The sequence below is a fragment of the Desulfovibrio mangrovi genome (assembly GCF_026230175.1).
In the GTDB taxonomy this organism is placed as follows: Bacteria; Desulfobacterota; Desulfovibrionia; order Desulfovibrionales; family Desulfovibrionaceae; genus Halodesulfovibrio; species Halodesulfovibrio mangrovi.
In genome coordinates this window covers 939,519-959,984 of sequence record NZ_CP104208.1, presented here as the reverse complement: position 1 = coordinate 959,984, position 20,466 = coordinate 939,519, and the positions used below count along the sequence as shown (strand labels likewise).

The following is a 20,466-nucleotide window of genomic DNA, read 5'->3' as shown; positions in this document are numbered from 1 at the left end:
ATCAACTCCTTAGATGCTGAGCTTGGCGCGCTGCTTGCCGCCTGCCCACAGATCGAACAGGATGCGTGAGCAGAAGATGGCGGTGAACATGGAAGCGAGGATACCCAGGCTCAAGGTAACAGCAAAGCCACGGATGGGACCGGTGCCGAACTGATACAGAATGACGGCGGCAATCAGCGTGGTCACGTTGGCGTCAAAGATCGTCAGCGAGGCACGGTTGTAGCCTTCTGCAATGGCAGCCAGAGGTGTAAGTCCCCGACGCAGTTCTTCACGGATACGCTCGAAGATGAGCACGTTGGCGTCAACCGCCATACCCAGCGTCAGAATGATACCGGCGATACCGGGCAGGGTCAGAGTGGCGCCAAATGCTGCAAGACCGGCCATGATGAGCACAATGTTCAAGCAGAGCACGAGGTTGGCAACCAGACCACCGAATCCGTAGTAAACAACCATGAAGACCATGACCAACGCGCCGCCGATAAGCGCAGCGGAAACGCCCTGATCAATGGATTCCTGTCCGAGGGAAGGACCTACGGAACGTTCTTCAAGGATGTTTACGGGAGCGGGCAAGGAACCGGCACGAAGGACAATAGCCAGATCGTGAGCTTCTTCCTTGGTAAAGCGTCCGGAAATGGAAGCGCGACCGCCGCGAATCTTTTCCTGTATAACGGGAGCAGAGTGAATCTTGCCGTCCAGCACGATGGCCATGCGGCGTCCGGTGTATTCACCGGTGATCTGCTCGAAACGGCGGGCACCGCTATTATTGAAAGTAATGCCTACATAGGACTGGTTGAACTGGTCAAAGTTCACATAGGCGTCCTGAACGTATTCACCGGTCATGGCAGCGTCCTTTTCAACAACAAGAGCGCTTTCAGTGTAGGTGCCGTCAGGATTACGGATCATCTGGGGCATGGCTTCATAGCCGGGGGGCACGATGCCGCGCTTGGCGTTCTCGATGTTGGCATCGTCCTTGACCATGCGGAACTCAAGATGCGCGGTTTTGCCGATAATCTGAATGGCACGTTCCGGATCGCTCAGACCGGGCAACTGTACCTGAATGCGATAATCCTGCTGCTTGCGGATATCGGGTTCGCTCACGCCGAACTGGTCAATACGGTTGCGGATGGTCTTAACAGCCTGATCAAGGGCAAGATTCGCAAGGTATTTGCGGTATTCATCGGTGTAGGAAAGAGAGTAGCGAACCTTGCCCTCTTCCATATCCACCGGAGCCTCGTTGACCAGATGCGAGAACTTCTCGGCAATAAGCTTGTTCAAAGACTCTTTCTGCTCGGACTTGAGAAGAACCAATTCGATCTTGTCACCACCAACCACACGGGGACGAAGCATGCCGATCTTCTCTTCGCGTGCTACGGTACGCAGGTCCTGCCCAGTCTGGGCAAGGGTGTTCTCGATGGCTTTATCCACATCCACGCCGAGAGTCAGGTAAATACCGCCTCTAAGGTCAAGGCCGAGACTGATCTTGTCTTCCGGCAATACCTTCTGCAAAGCGGAATTCCCGACAAAAGGAACGCTCGGCAACGCATAGGCAAGGCCCAACACGGTCACCAGCAGGGCAACCAGCATTCGCCATCGCAGACCTTCTTTCATTCTAACTCCTAAATGCTATCTGATACTGACTTCCGTCAAACAGCAAAGCCCAAAGCGACACGACGCCGCCCGGGCATATTACAACCAAACAGGCAATACTTACGCCCGCTTGGGGTATATGGCAAGTGGGAGGCACGGAAAAGCGCCCCCCACAGCCTTACAAACATTATCAGCGGGCTACTTTTCAGCCTGCTTTTCTTCCTTGCCCTTCTTCTTTTCCTTGGGCGCAGGCGCGGAAACCAGACCGGAAATGAACTGACGGCCAACCTTAACAGTGGTGGAACCGAGGTCCACGGTCAGAACTTCGTCCTTGGCTTCGACAACGGTACCATACAGGCCACCGGAGGTGACGATGGCATCACCCTTCTTCAGACCGTCGAGCATGGCCTTGTGTTCCTTGGCCTTCTTCTGCTGAGGACGAATGAGGAGGAAGTAGAAGATGGCGAACATGAGGATAAGGGGTGCAAAAGCGGCAATGCCCCCACCCTGTCCGGAAGCCTGACCGGCGTTACCCATGGCCCAAGCGGTGTTGATAAACGACATGATTTGCTCCTTATGGGGTGATCATGAAATGAAAACCTTGTTGAAAACCTGCAAGAAGTACCTTTTAGGGAAAAAACATGCAACCGTTTTCGAACGCATCGCATGGGGGTGTAAGCCTTCGTAGCGACTGCTTCTGTTCCTTCCTTCAAAACCATTACAATGTACCGGATCATATATCAAAAAAAGACCAGATGCCACAGTCGCAACGAAATGAAACCGCCCCGCTCACCCATGCTCTATTTTCACTCAACGGCCATGCAACAAAAAAGGGCTCCCATGCGGGAGCCCTGTCTTGAGCATATGAGGCGAGACTAGTTGGTACCCACGTACATATTGCCGTAGGGACGCTTGGAGAACGGCTTCACCTTGCGGAAGGTGCCTGCCATGACCTCTTCGGCGTCCTTGCCGAAGGCCTTGGCCCAGTCTTCCACATGTTTGCGGATGAAGGCGATATCCTCATCTTCCAGAGGATGGAAGCTGAGACCAGGTCCAAGCTGATATTCGGGCACATCGCCGCGAATGTAGATGACACCGCCGTGCATGCCGGTACCAAGGCTGCGACCGGTTATGGGAGCCTCCACAGGCATGGTGGAATCCATGCCGAGCAGGATGATCGCACCGCCCGCCATGTATTCACCGAGGAAGTCACCGGCCTTGCCGCCGGCAACAATCACGGGGGACTTGTCCATGTAGGCCTTCATGTGAATGCCTACGCGGTATCCCACGTCCTGCTTCACCATAACGCGACCGCCGCGCATGCCGTATCCGAGCACGTCACCGGCCATGCCGTTGATTTCGATTTCGCCGTCATCCATGGTGTTGGCCACGCCGTCCTGAGCGTTGCCTTCCACACGAATGTAAGCGCCACGCATGAATGCAGCCATGTCCTGACCGGGCACGCCGTTCACGATAAAACGGATAGGCTTGTCGATGGAATTGCCGATATAGCGCTGGCCGCGCACGTTAAGCAGTTCAATCTCTTCAGCGCCGTTGCGCACCGCTTCGCGGATCTGCTCATTAAGCTGCTTGTAGTAAACGCCGTTGGCGTCCAGAGTGACCTTCTTGCCCATGGTTACGCCTCCACTTTCACGATAACGGGTTCACCGGCCTTGGGCGCCCATACGCGGTCAAGATCGGGGCAGACTTCACGGATGGAGCTTTCTTCACTGGACATAAAGACCATGCTGTCCTTCTCGGCAATAACCAGAGGACGCAGCTTTACGCGGTCGTTCAGGCCCATCATGGTATTGGCATCGGTCACGAGAATGGCGAAGGGGCCGTTCAGGCAGGCAGGGCCGTAGACCATACGCAGGTTCTCATAGAGCTTGCGGTCTTCAGGTCCCATGCGGTCAATCTCATCCCAGAAAGGAGGAGCAAAAACCTTGCTGACCATCTCGTAGGAAAGGCCGTGCTTACGAATGAGCAGGTCAAGCAGGTAGGCCACAACTTCGGTATCCGTCATCATGGTACATTCGTAATCATGCTGACAGAGGTATCGACGGTTGATGCCGTAGGACGAGATTTCGCCGTTGTGCACAATTGCCCAATCCAGAATGGTGAAGGGATGCGCTCCGCCCCACCAGCCGGGAGTGTTGGTGGGGAAACGGTTATGACCGGTCCAGATGTATGCACTGTACTCTTCCAGACGGAAGAAGTCGGCGATATCTTCGGGGAAGCCAACACCCTTGAAAGCGCCCATGTTCTTGCCGCTGGAGAAGACGAACGCTCCGCCCCTGCGGTTGATGAGCATGACCACGTTAACGATGTAGTCTTCTTCGGTCAGACCTTCCCACTGGGGACGTCGAGCCTTGGGAGTGACAAAGAAGCGCCACATGACAGGCGGATTCTTGATGCTCAGCACCTTGCGGGTGGGGATAGGCTCGGAAACGGAAATCTCGAAGTATTCCTTGATGGTTTCCTCGGCCCTGTCCAGAGCAGCCTGATCATCGCACATCAGATGGAACGCATATTCGTCCTTGTGATCCGGATAGATGCCGTAAGCCGCGAATCCGCCGCCAAGTCCGTTACCGCGATCGTGCATGGTGCACATTGCGCTGATGGGCATGGAACCGGAAATGAGGTTCTTCTTCTTGTCTATGACACCGAAGACACCGCACCCGGAGATATCCTTGTCAAATTGCCAGAAATTGCTGGGAGCCTTCATATGTAATCTCCGATGATGGTGTTCCCTACTCGTGTTCGGGGGTCCATCTCGTATCGAAATCGTGTTCGGGCCAGAGCAGCGCAGAGGGCTGTCCGTCCTTGAGGTCCTGCTTGATCTCCTCGGTCAGGGGCAGCTGGAACCGGACAAAACCGGTGTACAGACCCGCAAAGTCGATATCACCGACCAGCACATAACCGACCAGCTTGTCGCCGCGGAACACTAGCTTGCGGTAGGTCTGCTTCTCTTCATCAACAAAGGTGAAGACATCGCAGCCCTCTTCAGCCGTGGGATTAACCATACCCAGCGAAGCGGTGGGCAACCCGTAGAAGGAAATGGCGTTCATGGCCAGACCGCCGGGATGCTTTTCGTGCTTCTGACCGGTCATGTTCATGCCCGCGTAGTAGCCCTGGCTATATGCGTTGGGCCAAATGGGAGTAACACGCGCGTCATCAGCGATCATGTCATATGCTTCGGCCACGTCGCCAGCCGCATACACGCCTTCAGCGCTGGTGTGCAGGAACTCATCCACCTTGATGCCGCGCCGGATGGAAAGACCAGCTTCCTTTGCGGGGGTCAGGCTCGGCACAACGCCGATAGCCACAACCACGGCTTCGCACTGCAGCACTTCACCGTTGGTCAGACGCACACCGTTGATGCCGCCGCTGGGTCCGCGAAGAACTTCCTCAACGGTGTTGCCGCAGCGTACGCCCAGTCCTTCGTTCTCAAGACGACGGGAAACCATCTTCCCGGCGATATCGTCAAAAGCGGCGGAAAGAACGCGGGGTCCCAATTCGACGATGGTCACGTTAATGCCGTTATCGAACAGGCCTTCTGCAGCCTTCAGGCCGATAAGACCACCACCGATGACCACCACGTTACGGATGTTCTGCGCGATATCGAGCAGAATCTCAGCATGGGCCAGCGTGGTGAAGTTATATATGCCGGGGCCTTCAAGTCCCTTGATGGGAGGCATGAAGGGAACGCCACCGGTCGCCAGCAGCAGCTTGTCATATGAAACGCTCTCGCCGCTTGACAGCTCCAGCGTCTTGGAATCGGTATTCAGGCCCACAACGCGCGAACCAAGCTTGAGCTCCACGTTGTTCTTCTCGTAGTAGTCGTCGGGGCGGAGACTCATGCGATCCAGCCCGATCTTGCCCGCGAGGAAGTAGGAAATGAGGGGGCGTCCATAGGTGGGGGTGTTTTCTTCACTCACCACCACTATTTTGCCCTCTTTGTCCAGCTTCCGGATGCCTTCAATGGCACCAACGGAGGCTACGCCGTTGCCTACGATGACATAGGTCATGGTATTCTCCCGGATGCTTTGTTGCTAACGATCTTCGTAGCTCAGTGCGGCATTGGGGCAAGCCTCGACACAGGCGGGCTTATCCCTTCCTTCACACAGGTCACACTTGATGATCTTCCCCTTGGCCTGATTGCGGCGGATGGCTCCGAAAGGACAGGCCATCAGACACGACCAGCAACCTACGCACTGACGCTCGTCATACATGGTCCTGCCGGTCTCTTCATCCTTATAAAGAGCGCCGGAGATGCATGCCGTAACACAGCTGGGGTTTTCACAGTGCCGACAGCTCAGGGAGACGCATACGGGGCCCTTTTCATACACTGCCTTGCAGGGACGCAGGCCGGAAGCCTGCTCCTCGCGAACGGCAATGATGAGGTCCTTGCTCTCGGAGTGAGCGGTTAGACAGGCCAGTTCGCAAATATGGCATCCGATACAGAAGTCCTTGTTGGGATAGACTCTGCGCATTGCCTACCTCCCGGCGTGTTTGACACCAAGGATGTCAAGTTCCACTTCGTTAAGGCCGATACCGCGGAGCTTGTCGCGGTTTCCGCGCAGACTCTCGATGGAGTTGAGGCCCATGCCGCCCAGCATTTCCTGAATCTCATGACCCCATGCCTTGACGAGGTTCGTAAGGCGCTTGGCCGCGATTTCGGGATTCTGGCGCTTCTTGAGGCGCGCTTCGTTGGTGGCAATACCCCAGGGACACTTGCCGGTGTAGCAGCGACCGCAGAGCGTACAACCCACGGCAACCAGAGCAGCGGTTGCGATGTAGACGGCGTCGGCACCAAGGGCGATGGCCTTGATGACGTCAGCGGAACAGCGGGTGCCGCCGGCAACAACCAGAGAAGCCCAGTTGCGGATGCCTTCGTCACGCAGACGGTTATCCACCTGAGCAAGGGCCAGTTCCACCGGAATACCCACGTTGTCGCGGATCATGGTGGGAGCTGCACCCGTGCCGCCACGGAAACCGTCGATAACGACGATGTCGGCACCTGCGCGCACGATACCGGAAGCGATGGCCGCAGCGTTGTGCACGGCCGCGATCTTGACGGACACGGGCACACGGTACTCGGTTGCTTCCTTCAGCGCATAGATGAGCTGCAGCAGGTCTTCAATGGAATAGATGTCGTGGTGCGGCGCGGGAGAGATGGCGTCGGAGCCCACAGGCACCATACGGGTTTTGGAAACTTCTTCGTCGATCTTCTCGCCCGGCAGGTGACCGCCGATACCGGGCTTTGCGCCCTGACCGACCTTGATTTCGATAGCGGCACCGGCATTCAGGTAGTCCTTGTGCACGCCGAAACGACCGGAAGCAACCTGTACGATGGTGTTGGCACCGTACTTGTACAAGGTGGGGTGCAAGCCGCCTTCACCGGTATTGTAAACAATGCCGAGTTCGGTGGCCGCCATGGCCATGGCCTTGTGCAGGTTGAAGTTGATGGACCCGAAAGACATGGCCGAGAACATCATGGGATATTCCAGCTTGATCTGCGGACCGATCTTGGTCTTCAGCTTGGGACCGTCGGGAGTCTGCTCGATTTCAACCTTGTCAGGCTTGGAGCCAAGGTATGTGCGCAATTCCATGGGCTCGCGGAGCGGGTCGATGGAAGGGTTGGTTACCTGGCTTGCATCAAGCTGCAGATTATCCCAGTAGATGGGCTTTGCGCTCGGGCTGCCCATACCGGAAAGCAGAATGCCGCCCGTGTCTCCCTGCTTGTACAGATACTTCATGTACGTGGGGGTCCACAGAGCGTTGTCACGGAAGTCTGCAGGATTCTTTTTGATGGTGAGACAACCGGTGGGACAAAGCGCTTCGCATCTGTGACAGCCGACACACTTGGTGTTGTCGTGGTTCACACACTGACGGGCATCATCCCAGAAATGGGCTTCGTAGGAACACTGACGCACACACACTTCACAGTTGATGCATCGTTCCTTGTCCCGGTCTATGACGAAATCATTAAAATTCTGGCTGATCGGCTTGAAAAGCAAGACAGTCTCCTCGCTTTGCACAGAAGCGGGCGGCCGGATCCCCTCACCCCGTTCATCCGGACCCGCTAACAATTTTGATAAAAAATGCGAAAATAACGCTTTGAGGGCATTTCTCATTGAACGGAAGTACGAATTAGCTCAAAAATACTAAAATTGTCAACTGGCACATTGTCAGCATTCGTGAGCCACACCGAAAATCCGATCATTATTCAATTTAACAAACTAGTTATGATATGTTTTGACGAAATTGTCATATAATCACCACCTCACACTTGTTGACATTTTTGTCTACAAACAGACGTTTCTTGTAAGAAAGTCCTGAATCAACCCGCAAACCCTGTCTCTGGTTTCCCTGTGAGTTGTCAGCATATGATGCGCCGTCACCTTCTCTTCAATGGGTATCAGCTCCATTCGCCTGTATTGTGACGAAACACCGCGCACAATCTCCCACACGTTACCTGATGGAGCAGTTTTGTCCGTCGGGCAATGCATGGCCAAAAGCGGCGCGGTTACTTTATGCAAGTTTTTACCTACCCCGCGCACCCCCTCTATAAGACTCCACAACTGAGGCAGACTTGTTGCTCCATCATACCCCTGCCACGGGGCAATTGCATTGGCCTCAGCGCGCCTGGGTTCTCCCGGCCAGATGGGACGCACATGGCGAAGAAACCTGACTAGAGGCAAACGCCAATCCTTCATCTGCGGCGGAAAAAGCCGGTACACATAAACCGGCGAAGCCATGGTAACCACACCCGCAACGGGGTACCGACTGGCCAGGTGCAACGCCAGTGCGCCCCCCATGGACAGCCCCATGACGACAACCCTGTCCACTTCGCCAGCCAACTGCTGATACGCACTCTCAGCTCCACCCGCCCAGTCCTCGAACCAGGTGGTGCAGAACTCTTCGAATGTGGCGCCATGCCCGGGGAGTGTACAATTACGGACAACACACCCCATGCTCTCAAGGGGAGCTACCAGCGGCTCCATTTCAAAGGGGGCACCAGCCCACCCATGTATCAACAGACACCCCGTTTTCATTCATCCTCCAATTATTATAATGATGCCGCCCGAACGACATCCGACGTATCGGCAACTTTTACACATCAACAAGACGCAAGAAGCTTGCGCCTGCGCCAAGGATACCATATTTTGGCCGCTGGAACAGTACAACTCAACACCGCGCAAATTCACGCGAAAACGCCTTATGGAGATTCCGGCATGACACTGGTGTGCGACATTCTCGTCAGAGCAGACATGATTCTCACTCAGGACCCGCTCAGAAGCATTGTCGAGCAGGGCGGCATTGCCATTACGGGCAATACCATCATGGACGTAGGCGACTGGGAGTCCATCAACGCCCGCTACCATGCAGAGTCGACGATCAATCTTGGCAATTCGCTGATCATGCCCGGCCTTGTCAACGCCCATACCCACGCAGCCATGACCCTGCTAAGAGGTGTTGCCGACGACCTGCCGCTCATGGAATGGCTGACCAAGCACATCTTCCCGGTTGAACAGCATCTTACCGCTGAATTCGTGGAACTTGGAGCCCTGCTGGCCTGTGCCGAAATGACCCGTCTTGGCACCACGTCCTTCTGCGACATGTACCTGCTGGAAGATGCAACCTACTCTGCTGTAGACAAGGCGGGCCTGCGTATCCTCGGCGGCGAGGGCATATTCATGTTCCCCTCTCCCGCCTATCCGAATACGGAACGCGGATTCGAAATCGTGCGCGAGCTTCACGACAAGTGGAAGAACCATCCGCGCATCGCGCAGTCCGTCATGCCGCATGCCGTCTATACGACAACTCCGGAAATTCTCACCCGATGCCGGGAGCTTGCTGAAGAACTGGATATCCCCCTGAATATACATCTGGGTGAAACGGTCACCGAAACGGAACAGTGCCTCAAGGCTTTCGGCAAACGCCCCGTACAGTATGCGCACGATCTCGGCCTGCTTTCTCCCCGCACCACCATCGCCCATGCCGTGGATCTGACCGATGCGGAGATCGACCTGCTGGCCGAAACGGGCACGGTTGTTGCCCACAATCCCGAAAGCAACATGAAGCTTGCTTCGGGTATTGCCAACATTCCCTACATGCTTGAAAAAGGCGTTAAAGTCAGCCTCGGCACAGACGGTGCTGCCTCAAACAACGCCCTGAACATGTTCACGGAAATGACCTCCTGCGCGTTGCTGCACAAGGTACGCTGCATGGACCCCACCTGCGCCCCCGCTCAGGCAGTGCTGGATATGGCGACCATCGGCGGAGCGGCCGCCATGCATCGCACAGACATTGGCAGCATTGCTCCGGGAATGAAGGCCGACATCATTGCCCTTGACCTCAATGCCCCCAACCTGCTGCCCATGCACAACCCCGTATCCCATGCCGTGTACGCGGCCACCGGCGCGGAAGTACGCATGACCATGGTTGCAGGACAAATATTATATAATGATGGAAAGTTCCTGAAAATCGACTATCCGTCCCTTGTCTCCGAAATCCGCTCCCTGCGCGACTGGGTGCGCGGCAAACTGGCTTAGAGGTCCCCTGTCCGCCCATGCTCTCGACAGGACAGCCCTCTTTTTGTATAAATTCTAGAGATTCCGATCAAAGCAGCCACTTTTGTGTTGACTTTTCCCGGGATCTATATAATTGAACCCTGCTTTCAAGAACAATATTCGCGCGCAGCCCGCGCGATCCAGGAGGACGATACAATGAGTGCAGTATTTGAAGGTGCAGTCATGACCGCAGAAGGGATGCTTTTCAATGGCGTCATCTGCCAGCCCGTAGTCGAGAAGTGCGAGGGCTGCGAACGTAGCAAGCAGTTTGAAGGTCAGGCTTATTGCGGCAGCTATGCTCAGCCCGAAGCAAAGTGGGCACTGGGTGTTTGCAACTTTGCCACCCACGTTAAGGCAACCGTCGATAAGGGCGGCAAGGTTAAGGTTAACCCCCTCAAGGCTTCCAAGCGCGCTGCCAAGGGCCGGTAGGCTCTTCTGTTACAGCCGACAAACGGGAAGGTGCGCCTCGGCAACCTTCCCGTTTTTTCTTTCCTGTCTCAACGATTCTCGGGCAGTGGAGCCACCCCCTTTGCGGTTCAGCATACATCTAGCCGCAGACAGTGCAGGATGGTATGGAAAAGGCTCGCGTGCCCGCCAACCACTATCACCGGAGCATCCTCATGCTGGAAAAACTCTACGCTTTTCTCGACAACCAGCGCGATCTCGTTATCGAACTTCAGACTGAAATGACGGCACGCCCTGCCCTCTGCCCCACGGCAGGCGGCGTTGGCGAAATAGACAAGGCCGAATACCTGAAGAACTGGCTGCTCGCCAACGGCATCAGCGACGTTGAAGAAGTTCGCGCCCCCGATGAACGCGTACCCTGCGGTTACCGCCCCACGCTCATCGCCCGAGTTCCCGGCAAGAGCCCCAGAACCGTGTGGTTGCTCGCACATACCGACGTAGTGCCCACCGGCGACCTTGCGCTCTGGACCAATGATCCGTGGAAGGTGCAGGTAGACGGCGACGTGCTCTGCGGCCGCGGCGTGGAAGACAACCAGCAGGGCATTGTTTCCTCCCTGCTCACCGCCAAGACGCTGATTGAGAATGGGGTAACGCCCGACTTCACCCTCGGTCTCATCCTTGTTGCTGACGAAGAAACCGGCAGCAAGTACGGTCTTGACTATCTTATGGAAACCAAGCCCGACCTTTTTGCCGAGGATGACCTGATTGTGGTCCCCGACGTGGGCAATGAAGACGGCTCCATGATCGAGGTTGCGGAAAAGTCCATCCTCTGGCTCAAGGTGACCGTACGCGGCAAGCAGTGCCATGCTTCCCGCCCCGCACTTGGCGTGAACTCACTCGAAGCCGCTGCCGAACTCATTCTCAAGGTCCGCAGCCTGCACGACACCTTCCCCCGTGTGGATGAAATTTTTGAACCCAACATTTCCACCTTCACTCCCACAAAGAAGGAGATGAATGTGGAAAACGTGAACACCGTGCCCGGCCTTGATGTTTTCTGCATTGATTGCCGTGTGCTGCCCGGATATGACCTCGCCGATGTACGCGCCGCCGTCCGCAAGATTGCGGACGAGGTGGAGACCTCCCGCGGGGTGACCATCAGCTTTGAAGACGTTCAGGCCAACCAGTCCACCGTTTCCACTCCTGCAGACTGCGATGTAGTCAAGCGCCTCGCCGTGGCCATAGGTGAAGTCTACAATGTGGAAGCCCGCCCCATGGGCATCGGCGGCGGCACCGTGGCGGCCCACATGCGTGTGCACGGCCTTGAAGTGGCCTGCTGGAGCACACTGAGCGGCAATGCCCACCAGCCTGATGAAAAGTCTCTCATCTCCATCAACATCAATGATGCCAAGGTGATGACCCGCCTGCTGTTCGACAAGTAGGCTCCCCTTTCACGACTATCCGCCCCGGAACATTTATTGTTCCGGGACATTTTGAAACACCATGCTCAAGTCCCTGCCCCCGGAAATATTTGATGTCATCGTCGTAGGCGCCGGTCACGCCGGTTGCGAAGCCGCCATGGCTGCCAGCAATCTCGGCCTGAACACCATGCTCATGACCATCAACGCCGACCACATCGGCGCGCTTTCCTGCAATCCCGCCATCGGAGGGCTTGCCAAGGGACACATGGTTCGTGAAATAGACGCCCTTGGCGGCATGATGGGCCTGTGGGCCGACCGGGCCGGCATCCAGTTCCGCACCCTCAACACCAGCAAGGGACCTGCGGTTCACGCAACCCGAGCCCAGATCGACCGCGACGAATACATGCGTGTGGTCAAGCGCGACATCTACGCGCAGGACACACTCTGGGTATGGCAGGACACCGCTGAAGAAATCCTTGTGGAGGACGGCCGTTGCGCCGGGGTGCGCACCAGACTGCAGCAGGTCTTCCGCGCCCGTAGCGTCATCATCACGGCAGGCACCTTCATGCGCGGCCTCATTCATGTGGGGCTGACCAATTTCTCCGGTGGCCGCCTCGGCGATCCTGCTGCCATGCATCTTTCCAAGTCGCTGGAGTCTGTGGGGCTGAGCCTCGGCAGACTCAAGACCGGCACCACGCCGCGCCTTCTCAAGAGCAGCATCGACTTCTCGGTCATGGAAGAGCAACCGGGGGATACCCCGCCACCACTCTTCAGCTTCCGCTCGACCGAAGCCCGGCTGCCGCAACTGCCCTGCCACATGACGTGGACCAACGAAGCCACCCATGCGGCCATCCGTTCCGGATTTGACCGCTCCCCCATGTTCACGGGAGTGATCGAAGGCACCGGCGCACGCTACTGCCCTTCAATTGAAGACAAAGTGGCACGCTTCCCCGACAAGGAACGCCATCAGATCTTCGTTGAACCGGAAGGCGCAACCAGCCCCGAATGCTACCCCAACGGCATCCCCACAAGCCTGCCGCTGGACGTGCAGAAGGCCATGATCGCCTCTATTCCCGGCCTTGAAAAGGCGCAGATCGTCCGCCCCGGCTACGCCATAGAATACGATTACGCCAACCCCACCCAGCTGCATCCCACGCTGGAGACCAAATGCCTGCCCGGACTCTATCTGGCAGGACAGGTCAACGGCACATCAGGCTATGAAGAAGCTGCGGCTCAGGGACTCTGGGCAGCCATTAACGCCTTCTGTGCCATTTCCGGCCGCGAGCCTTTCGTTCTGGGCCGTGATCAGGCCTACATGGCTGTCCTCGTGGACGACCTTGTCACCAAGGGCACCAAAGAGCCTTACCGCATGTTCACCTCCCGTGCCGAACACCGCCTGTTGCTGCGCGAGAGCAACGCAGACCGCCGCCTGACGACGATCGGTCGTGAACTCGGCCTTGTGAAGGACGAACAGTGGGCGCTCTACACGGCCAAACATGATGCGCTCGATGCTCTGCTGCATGAGCTTGAGGAACGTCGCATCCGTCCCGATGCCGACACCCGCACCATTCTTGAAGGAATGAACGAAGCCGTGCCCAGCAAGGCCATCACCCTTGGCGACCTGCTGCGCAGACCGGCACTGCACATTGCCGACCTCTCGCCATTCTGGCCAGAGATCACGAATTTCCCCGAAGACTCGCTGCGCGAGGCCGAAACCATCACCAAATACGCAGGTTACCTGCGCAGACAGGAAGAGCTGGTGGAACGCTTTGCCCGTTCCGAGCATACGGTACTGCCGGAAACCATGGAATACAAAGATGTTGCCGGCCTTACCCGTGAAGCCGTGGAAAAACTGAGCAGTATTCGTCCGCGTACGCTGGGGCAGGCATCCCGCATATCCGGCATCACACCGGCGGCCATAGCTTGTCTTGAAATCCACCTCAAGAAGCTGGAACGCGGCGCCTAAGCCTTTTACTTACCTGCATCTAATAAAGCATTTTCTGCTGTATCTAAGTAGTGCTTTAATTTCATTGCGTTTGCATGGTCTAATATATCCATGCCGCCGCCAGAAATTTTCTTCAGCAAATCTCTGAACTTACCAAGTCGCATCACATAAGGATCAACGATCGAATCTACCTTTTGGATATACAAATTCACATCCACCATGGAGTAAGGAACTTTATATCCCTTCTTTGATGATGCAATGGGCAACGATTTTGATCTCATTTTTGAAATTTCTCTTCTGACCCTCACCCCATCTACCCCATCAATTCCTCGAATTTCGGAAAGGTGGCGACTGATTTTCTCTGCATTTGTAAATTCTTGAGGATTATTCAATAGGTATTGAAGTATATCTATTTTGATGCTTGAATCTTCGTTTCCACGACCAATATTTTCTGAAATATAATTCGTAATCTGGTCGTGCACAGCTTCTGAGACATACGAATCAAACTCTATTTTTATTGTTTCAATCTTCCTTTCTAGCACCCTAGTTGGGTAGACATCGATAGATATCTTCTTTTTTACTATTTCTTCAATATCGCTAAAAGAAATACGCCTATTCAGCAGCCTTCTAAATACATTTGCTGTAAAATCAGCTATCTGCACACCTCTATACGCCTTGCTATCTACATTATCAAATACAATGGGACTTGTGGACGTGCCTTTCAATAACGACATTTCATACGTATCATTCTTAGAATGCACATAGCGTGTTAAACTATCTCTAAATTCATTATCTCCAATGGCATCAAAAAACACTTTCAAGTTGTCGTATACACCGGCAACCTGCTCAATCAACTTGTTTACGAAGAATTTTATATACACCTGTTTATTCTTATAAACACCCGAGTTATCATCTATTTCCTGTTTGTCGACAATTAAAACATAATACCTATAATCTATTTTGGATATCTTTGATACATAAGACAGAAAATCACGGCTTCTTATAGATGAAGCTTTGATTTCACTATTTCCTTGCTTGATCTGATCGCAAGACTTCTCAAATTCAGGTATATTACTGTTTGCAACTACAACACCGACAAGAACATAATACCTATCGTCAGGAAGTTTTGACGACGGGCTTGTCCCCCCTGACTCATCGATAAAAATAGAATATGCGTCTTTCATGCCCACACACCTATACTCATACTCCCAATATTGCAATTAGATCACACTATTTAGCTTAGCTCTTTCTCATATTTCCTCTTTGCGCTATTCTGTAACCATGCAGAACTTGGCGCATTCATTTGTGGAGCGGGTTGGTGCCGCCGCCCTGCACCGCCTGAACGGCTTGAGGTATCAAGGCAGCCTATTTCTTGGGGCTTTCTTTGCGCTTCTGGCCCTGCATCCTGAAGACGCCAGCCCCGAAAGTATACCTGAGACGCAATACAAACAGCCGCTCTTCGGTAATCTGCGCAACCCTGCCATTCTGAAGGCACTGCTCGCAGAGCTCCACGCTCAGGCGGTCTCGTCCTTACCCCTCATTACCTGCCTTGCGTTGGCGCTTGGCTCCATTGTGGTCAACCTGCTCCTTTCGTTGCTCACACAACTGGACGCCTACGACAGCATAGGTGAATACCTCGCTCCGGCCATGCTGCGGGAACTGGCGCCGCTCTCCTGCGCCCTTGTCATGCTGCTTCGTTCCGCACCGACCATCGTCACTGGATGCGGCATACTTTCCCTGAACCATGAAGCAACCTCGCTGGCCAATATGGGCATTGGCATCGCCGCCTACCGGCACGCCCCCATCTATCTTGCCGCCCTGATCGGCACCCCCCTTCTGGCCCTCTACTTCAGCCTGTTTTCCCTCATCGGGGGCTTCTTCATCTTCGGCTACCTGCACGACATCACCTTCGACAGCTACATGGACCAACTCCTGTACGGCACCGAATTTACCGACCTGATTATCCTCTTTCTCAAGGCGGCATGCATGGCCCTTGCGGTGAGCACCCCTGCCGTCGCCCACGGCATGCGCGTTATCAGCCCGCATGATGTGGGCCCGCGCATTGTCAGCGCACTGCTGCAGGGAGTGGGCTACATCGTCGGCGTGGAGATTCTCTTTCTTGCGGGAGGCATGTGATGCTGCCCCCCTCCCGTCTTCTTGCACTCGAGCACGACCTGATCCTTCCCTTGCCCGAAACTGCCATGGACAAAGCCATACAAAGCATGCTCCCCGCACGCCTTCGCATCGGCATAGCAAGCCACTCTGTTCCTCTGCTGCATCAGCTTACCATCGCGGATAACATTGCGTTACCAGCCCTGTACAAAAGGCTGGAGACCGGCAAGACCATCAACAAGAGAGTTCAAGCCCTGCTGCAGACGGAAGGGTTGGATACATTGGCGCATTGCTTTCCATTGTCGGTTACGCGGGAGATTCTCATACGGACAAGCATGTTGCGTTGCATCATGAATGAAAGTCGGGTTATTGTTCTGGATACTCGCAGTTGTATGGACCGCAGCATACTCGAAGCAGCCATAGTCATGCGCGACAGACACGCAGCGGGAACGCGTATCTGGATCCTGTGCACACCGGAGTACGCCCAATCCCTGCATGATCTTCCTTTTCATGTCGCGTCAGGAGCCTTGTGATGCAACACCCTGTTCTGACAAGGGAATTCAAAACAGGCATTTTCGTCATAGCCATGCTCGGCCTTGCCGTCTTTTCACTCGTTTTTGTCGGCATCCAAAAGGAACTGTTCAGTGAAAAGGTCTACTACTACGTTGTGAGCCCCACCGGAGAAAAAATCGAGCGCGGGGTTCCGGTGAAGATCTCCGGCTTTCGCGTCGGCACCGTCAGTGATGTGCAGATGCACGGCATTGACTACATCAAGATTGAGCTGAAAGTCCTCAAACGCTACCAGAGCTGGTTCACCAGAGGTGTTACCGTGCAGATAGCAGGCGGTTTTCCCATCGGTTCCGCCTGGATAGAAGTCTTTCCCGGCCCCGGAGAGGGACCGGTAATCAGCCCGGGCACCACGCTTGAACTGACGCACGACGAGGGGCTGGTGGGCTCCCTGCAGGCACGCATGCCAGCAATGCTGGATGACGTTGCTGCCATTCTTGAGAATACCCGCAGAATTACGACCGACCTGAGCGAACCGGACAAGGACTTTCACAAAACCCTGGCCAACATGCAGCGCCTGACAGGCACCATAGCCGATGCCGAAGGACTGGTACGCTACCTTCTTAATGATCCCGAACCGGTCAAACGCCTTGCTGCCGTGCTGAAGGAAAGCGAAGCATTGCTCAAAGGGCTGAACACGGTGACCGACAAGGCTTCCGGTAGTGTGGACGGCATCAATGAAGTGCTTGCCGGCGTGGAAGACCTGCTCGGCCGCCTGAACGTGCTTGTGGCGAATGTGGATGCCATGCGGGCCCAACTGGAGCCAACGGTGAACAACACAAACGCCATCAGTGATGAAGTCCGCAGGGCTACAACGGATCTGGTACGCCTCAGGTCACAGGCGGAATACACGCTCAAGCTGGGAACGGATGTGCTGGAACGCCTGAAGCGAACCTGGCCGCTTCGCCGCACAGGCGACGGACAGGTTCCGGCTGCGCACCCTCAACCATGACAAAACACGGCAGACGCTCCTGAGCTTTGAACAGCACACAACCGCAGGACAGGTCTCATGAAAGCATATCGGGTACAATCGAACCACGGCAGCAGCCACTCCCCCGCCCGTTGTCAAAGAACCACGCTCATCCCCCTGCTCCTTGCATGCCTGATCATCGTGCTCACTGCCTGCGGCGCTCCACGTTCAGACAAGGCCTATTCCGAACCCGACCAGCTCAAACAGGCCCCCTTTGGACGCTCAAGCTTTGTGGACTCTTTCTTGCAAGGAAACTGGTGTGAGTCCGAGGCGTTATTTGCAACCAGTCAGGAAAATTTTCTGCGGCAGGACATGGTGTGTCAGGCGGCATACAACTATACGCTGGCATGGAGACTCAAGCAGTATGTAGGGCTTGATGATCCGGAGCTTAAAAGACAGGCGGAACGGTACAGGAGAATGGGCTTCGACTGCCCCGCTTCAACAGCGCAGCATCCCCTTGCTTCACTCCTTACGGCACAGGGTGGACAGACGGCAGAAGAGGCAATATCTTCCCGCGACACAAACTACCGGCATCTGCTGCAAACGAACGATTTTGCCGCCCTGAAGAGCCGACTTGAAAAAGAGAAAGACCAGCTCTATGCCTCGCATTATGCACGCAAGGCTGCACTGCAGGCCCATGCGGCAGGCAATACTGAAGTTGCCTACATGTTTCTCGGCATAGCCCGCACAAACGATTCGCGGCTTGGCTGGGTAGTCTTTCTCAGAGAAGACTGGCGGCTTGCGCACCTGTTCACAGAGGACATGGCCCTGAAACAGCGGATTGAAGAACGTATAACCGAATTGGAACAATACATAATACCGTGCGATTCCCACTGATTACAGCCGTGGATAAAACCACCGATTATTTCTCCGAAATAAGTCGCAGCTTCACGCATAGTACCGCCAGCGAGATGATATCAATGCAGGCCATTTTGGTGCTGCTCATCGTCGTTCTCGTGTTGGTCGGCGTCATCATTGTCATGTGGTTTCGCTCAAAAAAAAATACCGTATACATTCCCCACGGCTGGGTACTTGAACCTCAATCCATCCAGAAGAATCTGAACGAAGCCATGGAACTGCGCAGCAAGATGGAGCTCCAGTTCCATTCAGAGTCCAACAGACGTCGCTCAACCTTCTGCTCTCTGTATGAAATGAGCGCCGACACCGTGACGATGGAGTGTTCCACCCTCAAAAACATCAGCCGAAACTGGCTCGGCAAGTATGTCGACTGCTACTTCCGCATTCAGGATGAGCATCACAATCCTCTGCATTACATGTTCACGTCCCCCATCATCGGCATCAGACCTGTGGGCAACGACATATGCCACCTGAATCTGGCCATGCCGAACAAACTGGAACTCAAGCAGAAGCGCGCCGCATTGCGCGTGGACCCGCCGGACCAGTACATCATGGGCATTGCCCTCTGGCCGGAAAAACTGCTTTCCGACGCTACGCATGACATGAATTTCAAGAATTGGGGCAAGCCCGTTCTGAGTTACATTCCCGGCAAACGGGCTGAGATCCGGCTGGTAAACGTTTCTGCGGGCGGCCTGAAGCTGCATGTAAAAAGACAAAACGCCAAGGAATGCGGCCTTTCCTTCAATATAGGTGACAGACTGTTTGTCCTTCTGGACTTGTGGGAACCGGAAGCGGGTCAGAGAAACCGCTACTGGCTCCTGTGCCGCTTGCAGATGCCCTATATCGACTTTGAGACCCGCGATGTCGATCTGGGACTGCAGTTCATGCGACGGGCCGAAATAGTCGACAACAGCAACGGGGAGTTGTTCTGGCTTTCCCCTCTGAGGGACAACGAGGTTGATGAGATAGGTAACTGGGCCATGAAGCGCCATCTGGAGCTTTACCGCGAGAAAGGGATTGAATAGATATTTCAGAAAACCCGCTTTTTTGCGCTTGCGTCAGGCACTTGTGATAGATATTGTCGCAGAATTCAGAGGGACAAACATTGACCCAATATCCAGCCACCTCAACAAGGAGACCCGTTTTGGACGGAGGTTCGGACAGTCGACTCTGGTCGCTGATCAGTAATATTTTTAACAATAAATCCGGTGACAGCGTGGAGAAAGCCATTCTCGAAGCCCGCGAAGAAGGCGAGCTTGAGGCGGTTGAAGGTTCCATGCTTCTTAACGTGCTGAGCCTAGACGAGACTCAGGTTGATGAAATCATGGTGCCCCGTACGGACATCCATTGCATCGAGATCAACGCTTCCGTACGCGAGGTCGTCAAACTCATCATAGAATCCGGTCACTCACGCATTCCCATCTACGAAGGAAACCGTGACAACATCGTCGGCGTTGCCTATGCCAAGGATGTGTTGCGCTTCCTGTATGACCCTGCCCTGCACAATACCCCTCTCAGAACCATGATGCGCAAGCCGTTCTTTGTTCCGGAAACAAAGATGGTGAGCGATCTGCTGCAGGAATTCAGGGCCCGCAAGCTCCACTTCGCCATTGCCGTAGACGAATACGGCGGCACGTCGGGCGTTGTCACCATCGAAGACATTCTGGAAATCATCGTCGGCGACATTGACGACGAATACGATCTTCCCAAGGAAGAGGATATCAGAAAGCTTGATGACAACAGCTATATGCTGTCCGGCAGAGCGCTGCTGGAAGAGCTTGAGCCTATCCTTAATATCAGGCTTGAATCCGAACAGGTGGAAACCATCGGTGGCTACCTCAGCGAGCTTGCAGGACACGTTCCGCAAGCCGGTGAAACCTTCATGCTTGAGGGCTACCGGTTCTCAATCAAGGATGCGAACGCCAAACTCATCCAATCCATACTCGTTGAACGACAGGATTAAGCAACGGCCCGCACCCGCGGGCCTTTTCTTTGCCCCTTTTTCATGCGCCCCGCTTTATCCCT

19 protein-coding genes are annotated in these 20,466 nt (G+C 54.8%); 10 read left to right on the top strand and 9 right to left on the bottom strand.

What is annotated here, in order from left to right; translation table 11 throughout:
* Positions 1-9: 9 nt before the first annotated feature.
* From secD to N1030_RS04325, 8 genes are all read right to left on the bottom strand, one after another.
* A complete protein-coding gene (gene secD / locus N1030_RS04360) occupies positions 10-1,608 on the bottom strand; it encodes a protein translocase subunit SecD (RefSeq protein WP_265827911.1) in 1,599 nt (532 codons plus the stop codon).
* Positions 1,609-1,785: 177 nt separating this feature from the next.
* Complete coding sequence (gene yajC, locus N1030_RS04355) at positions 1,786-2,151, bottom strand: preprotein translocase subunit YajC (protein ID WP_265827909.1); 366 nt, start codon at positions 2,149-2,151, stop codon at positions 1,786-1,788.
* Between the two features lie 311 nt (positions 2,152-2,462).
* Entirely contained in the window at positions 2,463-3,221 is a 759-nt protein-coding gene (locus tag N1030_RS04350) for a GltB/FmdC/FwdC-like GXGXG domain-containing protein (protein WP_265827908.1), read from the bottom strand.
* Positions 3,222-3,223: 2 nt separating this feature from the next.
* Complete coding sequence (locus N1030_RS04345) at positions 3,224-4,315, bottom strand: class II glutamine amidotransferase (protein ID WP_265827906.1); 1,092 nt, start codon at positions 4,313-4,315, stop codon at positions 3,224-3,226.
* A gap of 25 nt (positions 4,316-4,340) precedes the next feature.
* On the bottom strand, positions 4,341-5,618 hold the full coding sequence (locus N1030_RS04340) for an NAD(P)/FAD-dependent oxidoreductase (protein WP_265827905.1): 1,278 nt from the start codon (positions 5,616-5,618) through the stop codon (positions 4,341-4,343).
* A 24-nt stretch (positions 5,619-5,642) separates the two neighbouring features.
* Positions 5,643-6,083: a 4Fe-4S dicluster domain-containing protein gene (locus N1030_RS04335; RefSeq protein WP_265827904.1), complete on the bottom strand. Its 441-nt coding sequence runs from the start codon at positions 6,081-6,083 to the stop codon at positions 5,643-5,645.
* A gap of 3 nt (positions 6,084-6,086) precedes the next feature.
* Positions 6,087-7,610, bottom strand: coding sequence for a glutamate synthase-related protein (locus N1030_RS04330; protein WP_265827903.1), 1,524 nt, complete (start codon positions 7,608-7,610; stop codon positions 6,087-6,089).
* 288 nt (positions 7,611-7,898) lie between these two features.
* Complete coding sequence (locus N1030_RS04325; protein ID WP_265827902.1) at positions 7,899-8,648, bottom strand: alpha/beta hydrolase; 750 nt, start codon at positions 8,646-8,648, stop codon at positions 7,899-7,901.
* Positions 8,649-8,828: 180 nt separating this feature from the next.
* Here N1030_RS04325 and N1030_RS04320 point away from each other — a divergent pair, with 180 nt between their 5' ends.
* From N1030_RS04320 to mnmG, 4 genes are all read left to right on the top strand, one after another.
* Positions 8,829-10,148 carry an amidohydrolase gene (locus N1030_RS04320; RefSeq protein ID WP_265827901.1) on the top strand — a complete coding sequence of 440 codons (1,320 nt, stop codon included), beginning with the start codon at positions 8,829-8,831 and terminating at the stop codon, positions 10,146-10,148.
* A gap of 174 nt (positions 10,149-10,322) precedes the next feature.
* Complete coding sequence (locus N1030_RS04315) at positions 10,323-10,595, top strand: PxxKW family cysteine-rich protein (RefSeq protein WP_265827900.1); 273 nt, start codon at positions 10,323-10,325, stop codon at positions 10,593-10,595.
* A gap of 191 nt (positions 10,596-10,786) precedes the next feature.
* Positions 10,787-12,010 (top strand): M20 family metallo-hydrolase, encoded by a 1,224-nt coding sequence (locus N1030_RS04310; protein WP_265829015.1) that lies wholly within the window; start codon positions 10,787-10,789, stop codon positions 12,008-12,010.
* Positions 12,011-12,071: 61 nt separating this feature from the next.
* A complete protein-coding gene (gene mnmG / locus N1030_RS04305) occupies positions 12,072-13,955 on the top strand; it encodes a tRNA uridine-5-carboxymethylaminomethyl(34) synthesis enzyme MnmG (RefSeq protein ID WP_265827899.1) in 1,884 nt (627 codons plus the stop codon).
* A 5-nt stretch (positions 13,956-13,960) separates the two neighbouring features.
* On the opposite strand, the gene N1030_RS04300 is transcribed toward mnmG, so the two are convergent.
* Entirely contained in the window at positions 13,961-15,118 is a 1,158-nt protein-coding gene (locus tag N1030_RS04300; RefSeq protein WP_265827898.1) for a DUF3800 domain-containing protein, read from the bottom strand.
* A 106-nt stretch (positions 15,119-15,224) separates the two neighbouring features.
* Between N1030_RS04300 and N1030_RS04295 the strand changes: the two genes are divergently transcribed.
* The 6 genes from N1030_RS04295 to N1030_RS04270 all read left to right on the top strand — a co-directional run bounded on the left by N1030_RS04295 (position 15,225) and on the right by N1030_RS04270 (position 20,404).
* Entirely contained in the window at positions 15,225-16,070 is an 846-nt protein-coding gene (locus N1030_RS04295; RefSeq protein ID WP_265827897.1) for an ABC transporter permease, read from the top strand.
* Entirely contained in the window at positions 16,070-16,579 is a 510-nt protein-coding gene (locus tag N1030_RS04290; protein WP_265827895.1) for a P-loop NTPase family protein, read from the top strand. Before N1030_RS04295 ends, N1030_RS04290 begins: the two co-directional genes overlap by 1 nt.
* Positions 16,579-17,565 carry an MlaD family protein gene (locus N1030_RS04285; protein ID WP_265827894.1) on the top strand — a complete coding sequence of 329 codons (987 nt, stop codon included), beginning with the start codon at positions 16,579-16,581 and terminating at the stop codon, positions 17,563-17,565. The genes N1030_RS04290 and N1030_RS04285 overlap by 1 nt, the downstream gene beginning before the upstream one ends.
* A 57-nt stretch (positions 17,566-17,622) precedes the next feature.
* Complete coding sequence (locus N1030_RS04280) at positions 17,623-18,420, top strand: hypothetical protein (protein WP_265827893.1); 798 nt, start codon at positions 17,623-17,625, stop codon at positions 18,418-18,420.
* Between the two features lie 8 nt (positions 18,421-18,428).
* On the top strand, positions 18,429-19,466 hold the full coding sequence (locus N1030_RS04275) for a hypothetical protein (RefSeq protein ID WP_265827892.1): 1,038 nt from the start codon (positions 18,429-18,431) through the stop codon (positions 19,464-19,466).
* A gap of 119 nt (positions 19,467-19,585) precedes the next feature.
* Positions 19,586-20,404, top strand: coding sequence for a hemolysin family protein (locus N1030_RS04270; protein WP_265827890.1), 819 nt, complete (start codon positions 19,586-19,588; stop codon positions 20,402-20,404).
* Positions 20,405-20,466 lie beyond the last annotated feature (62 nt).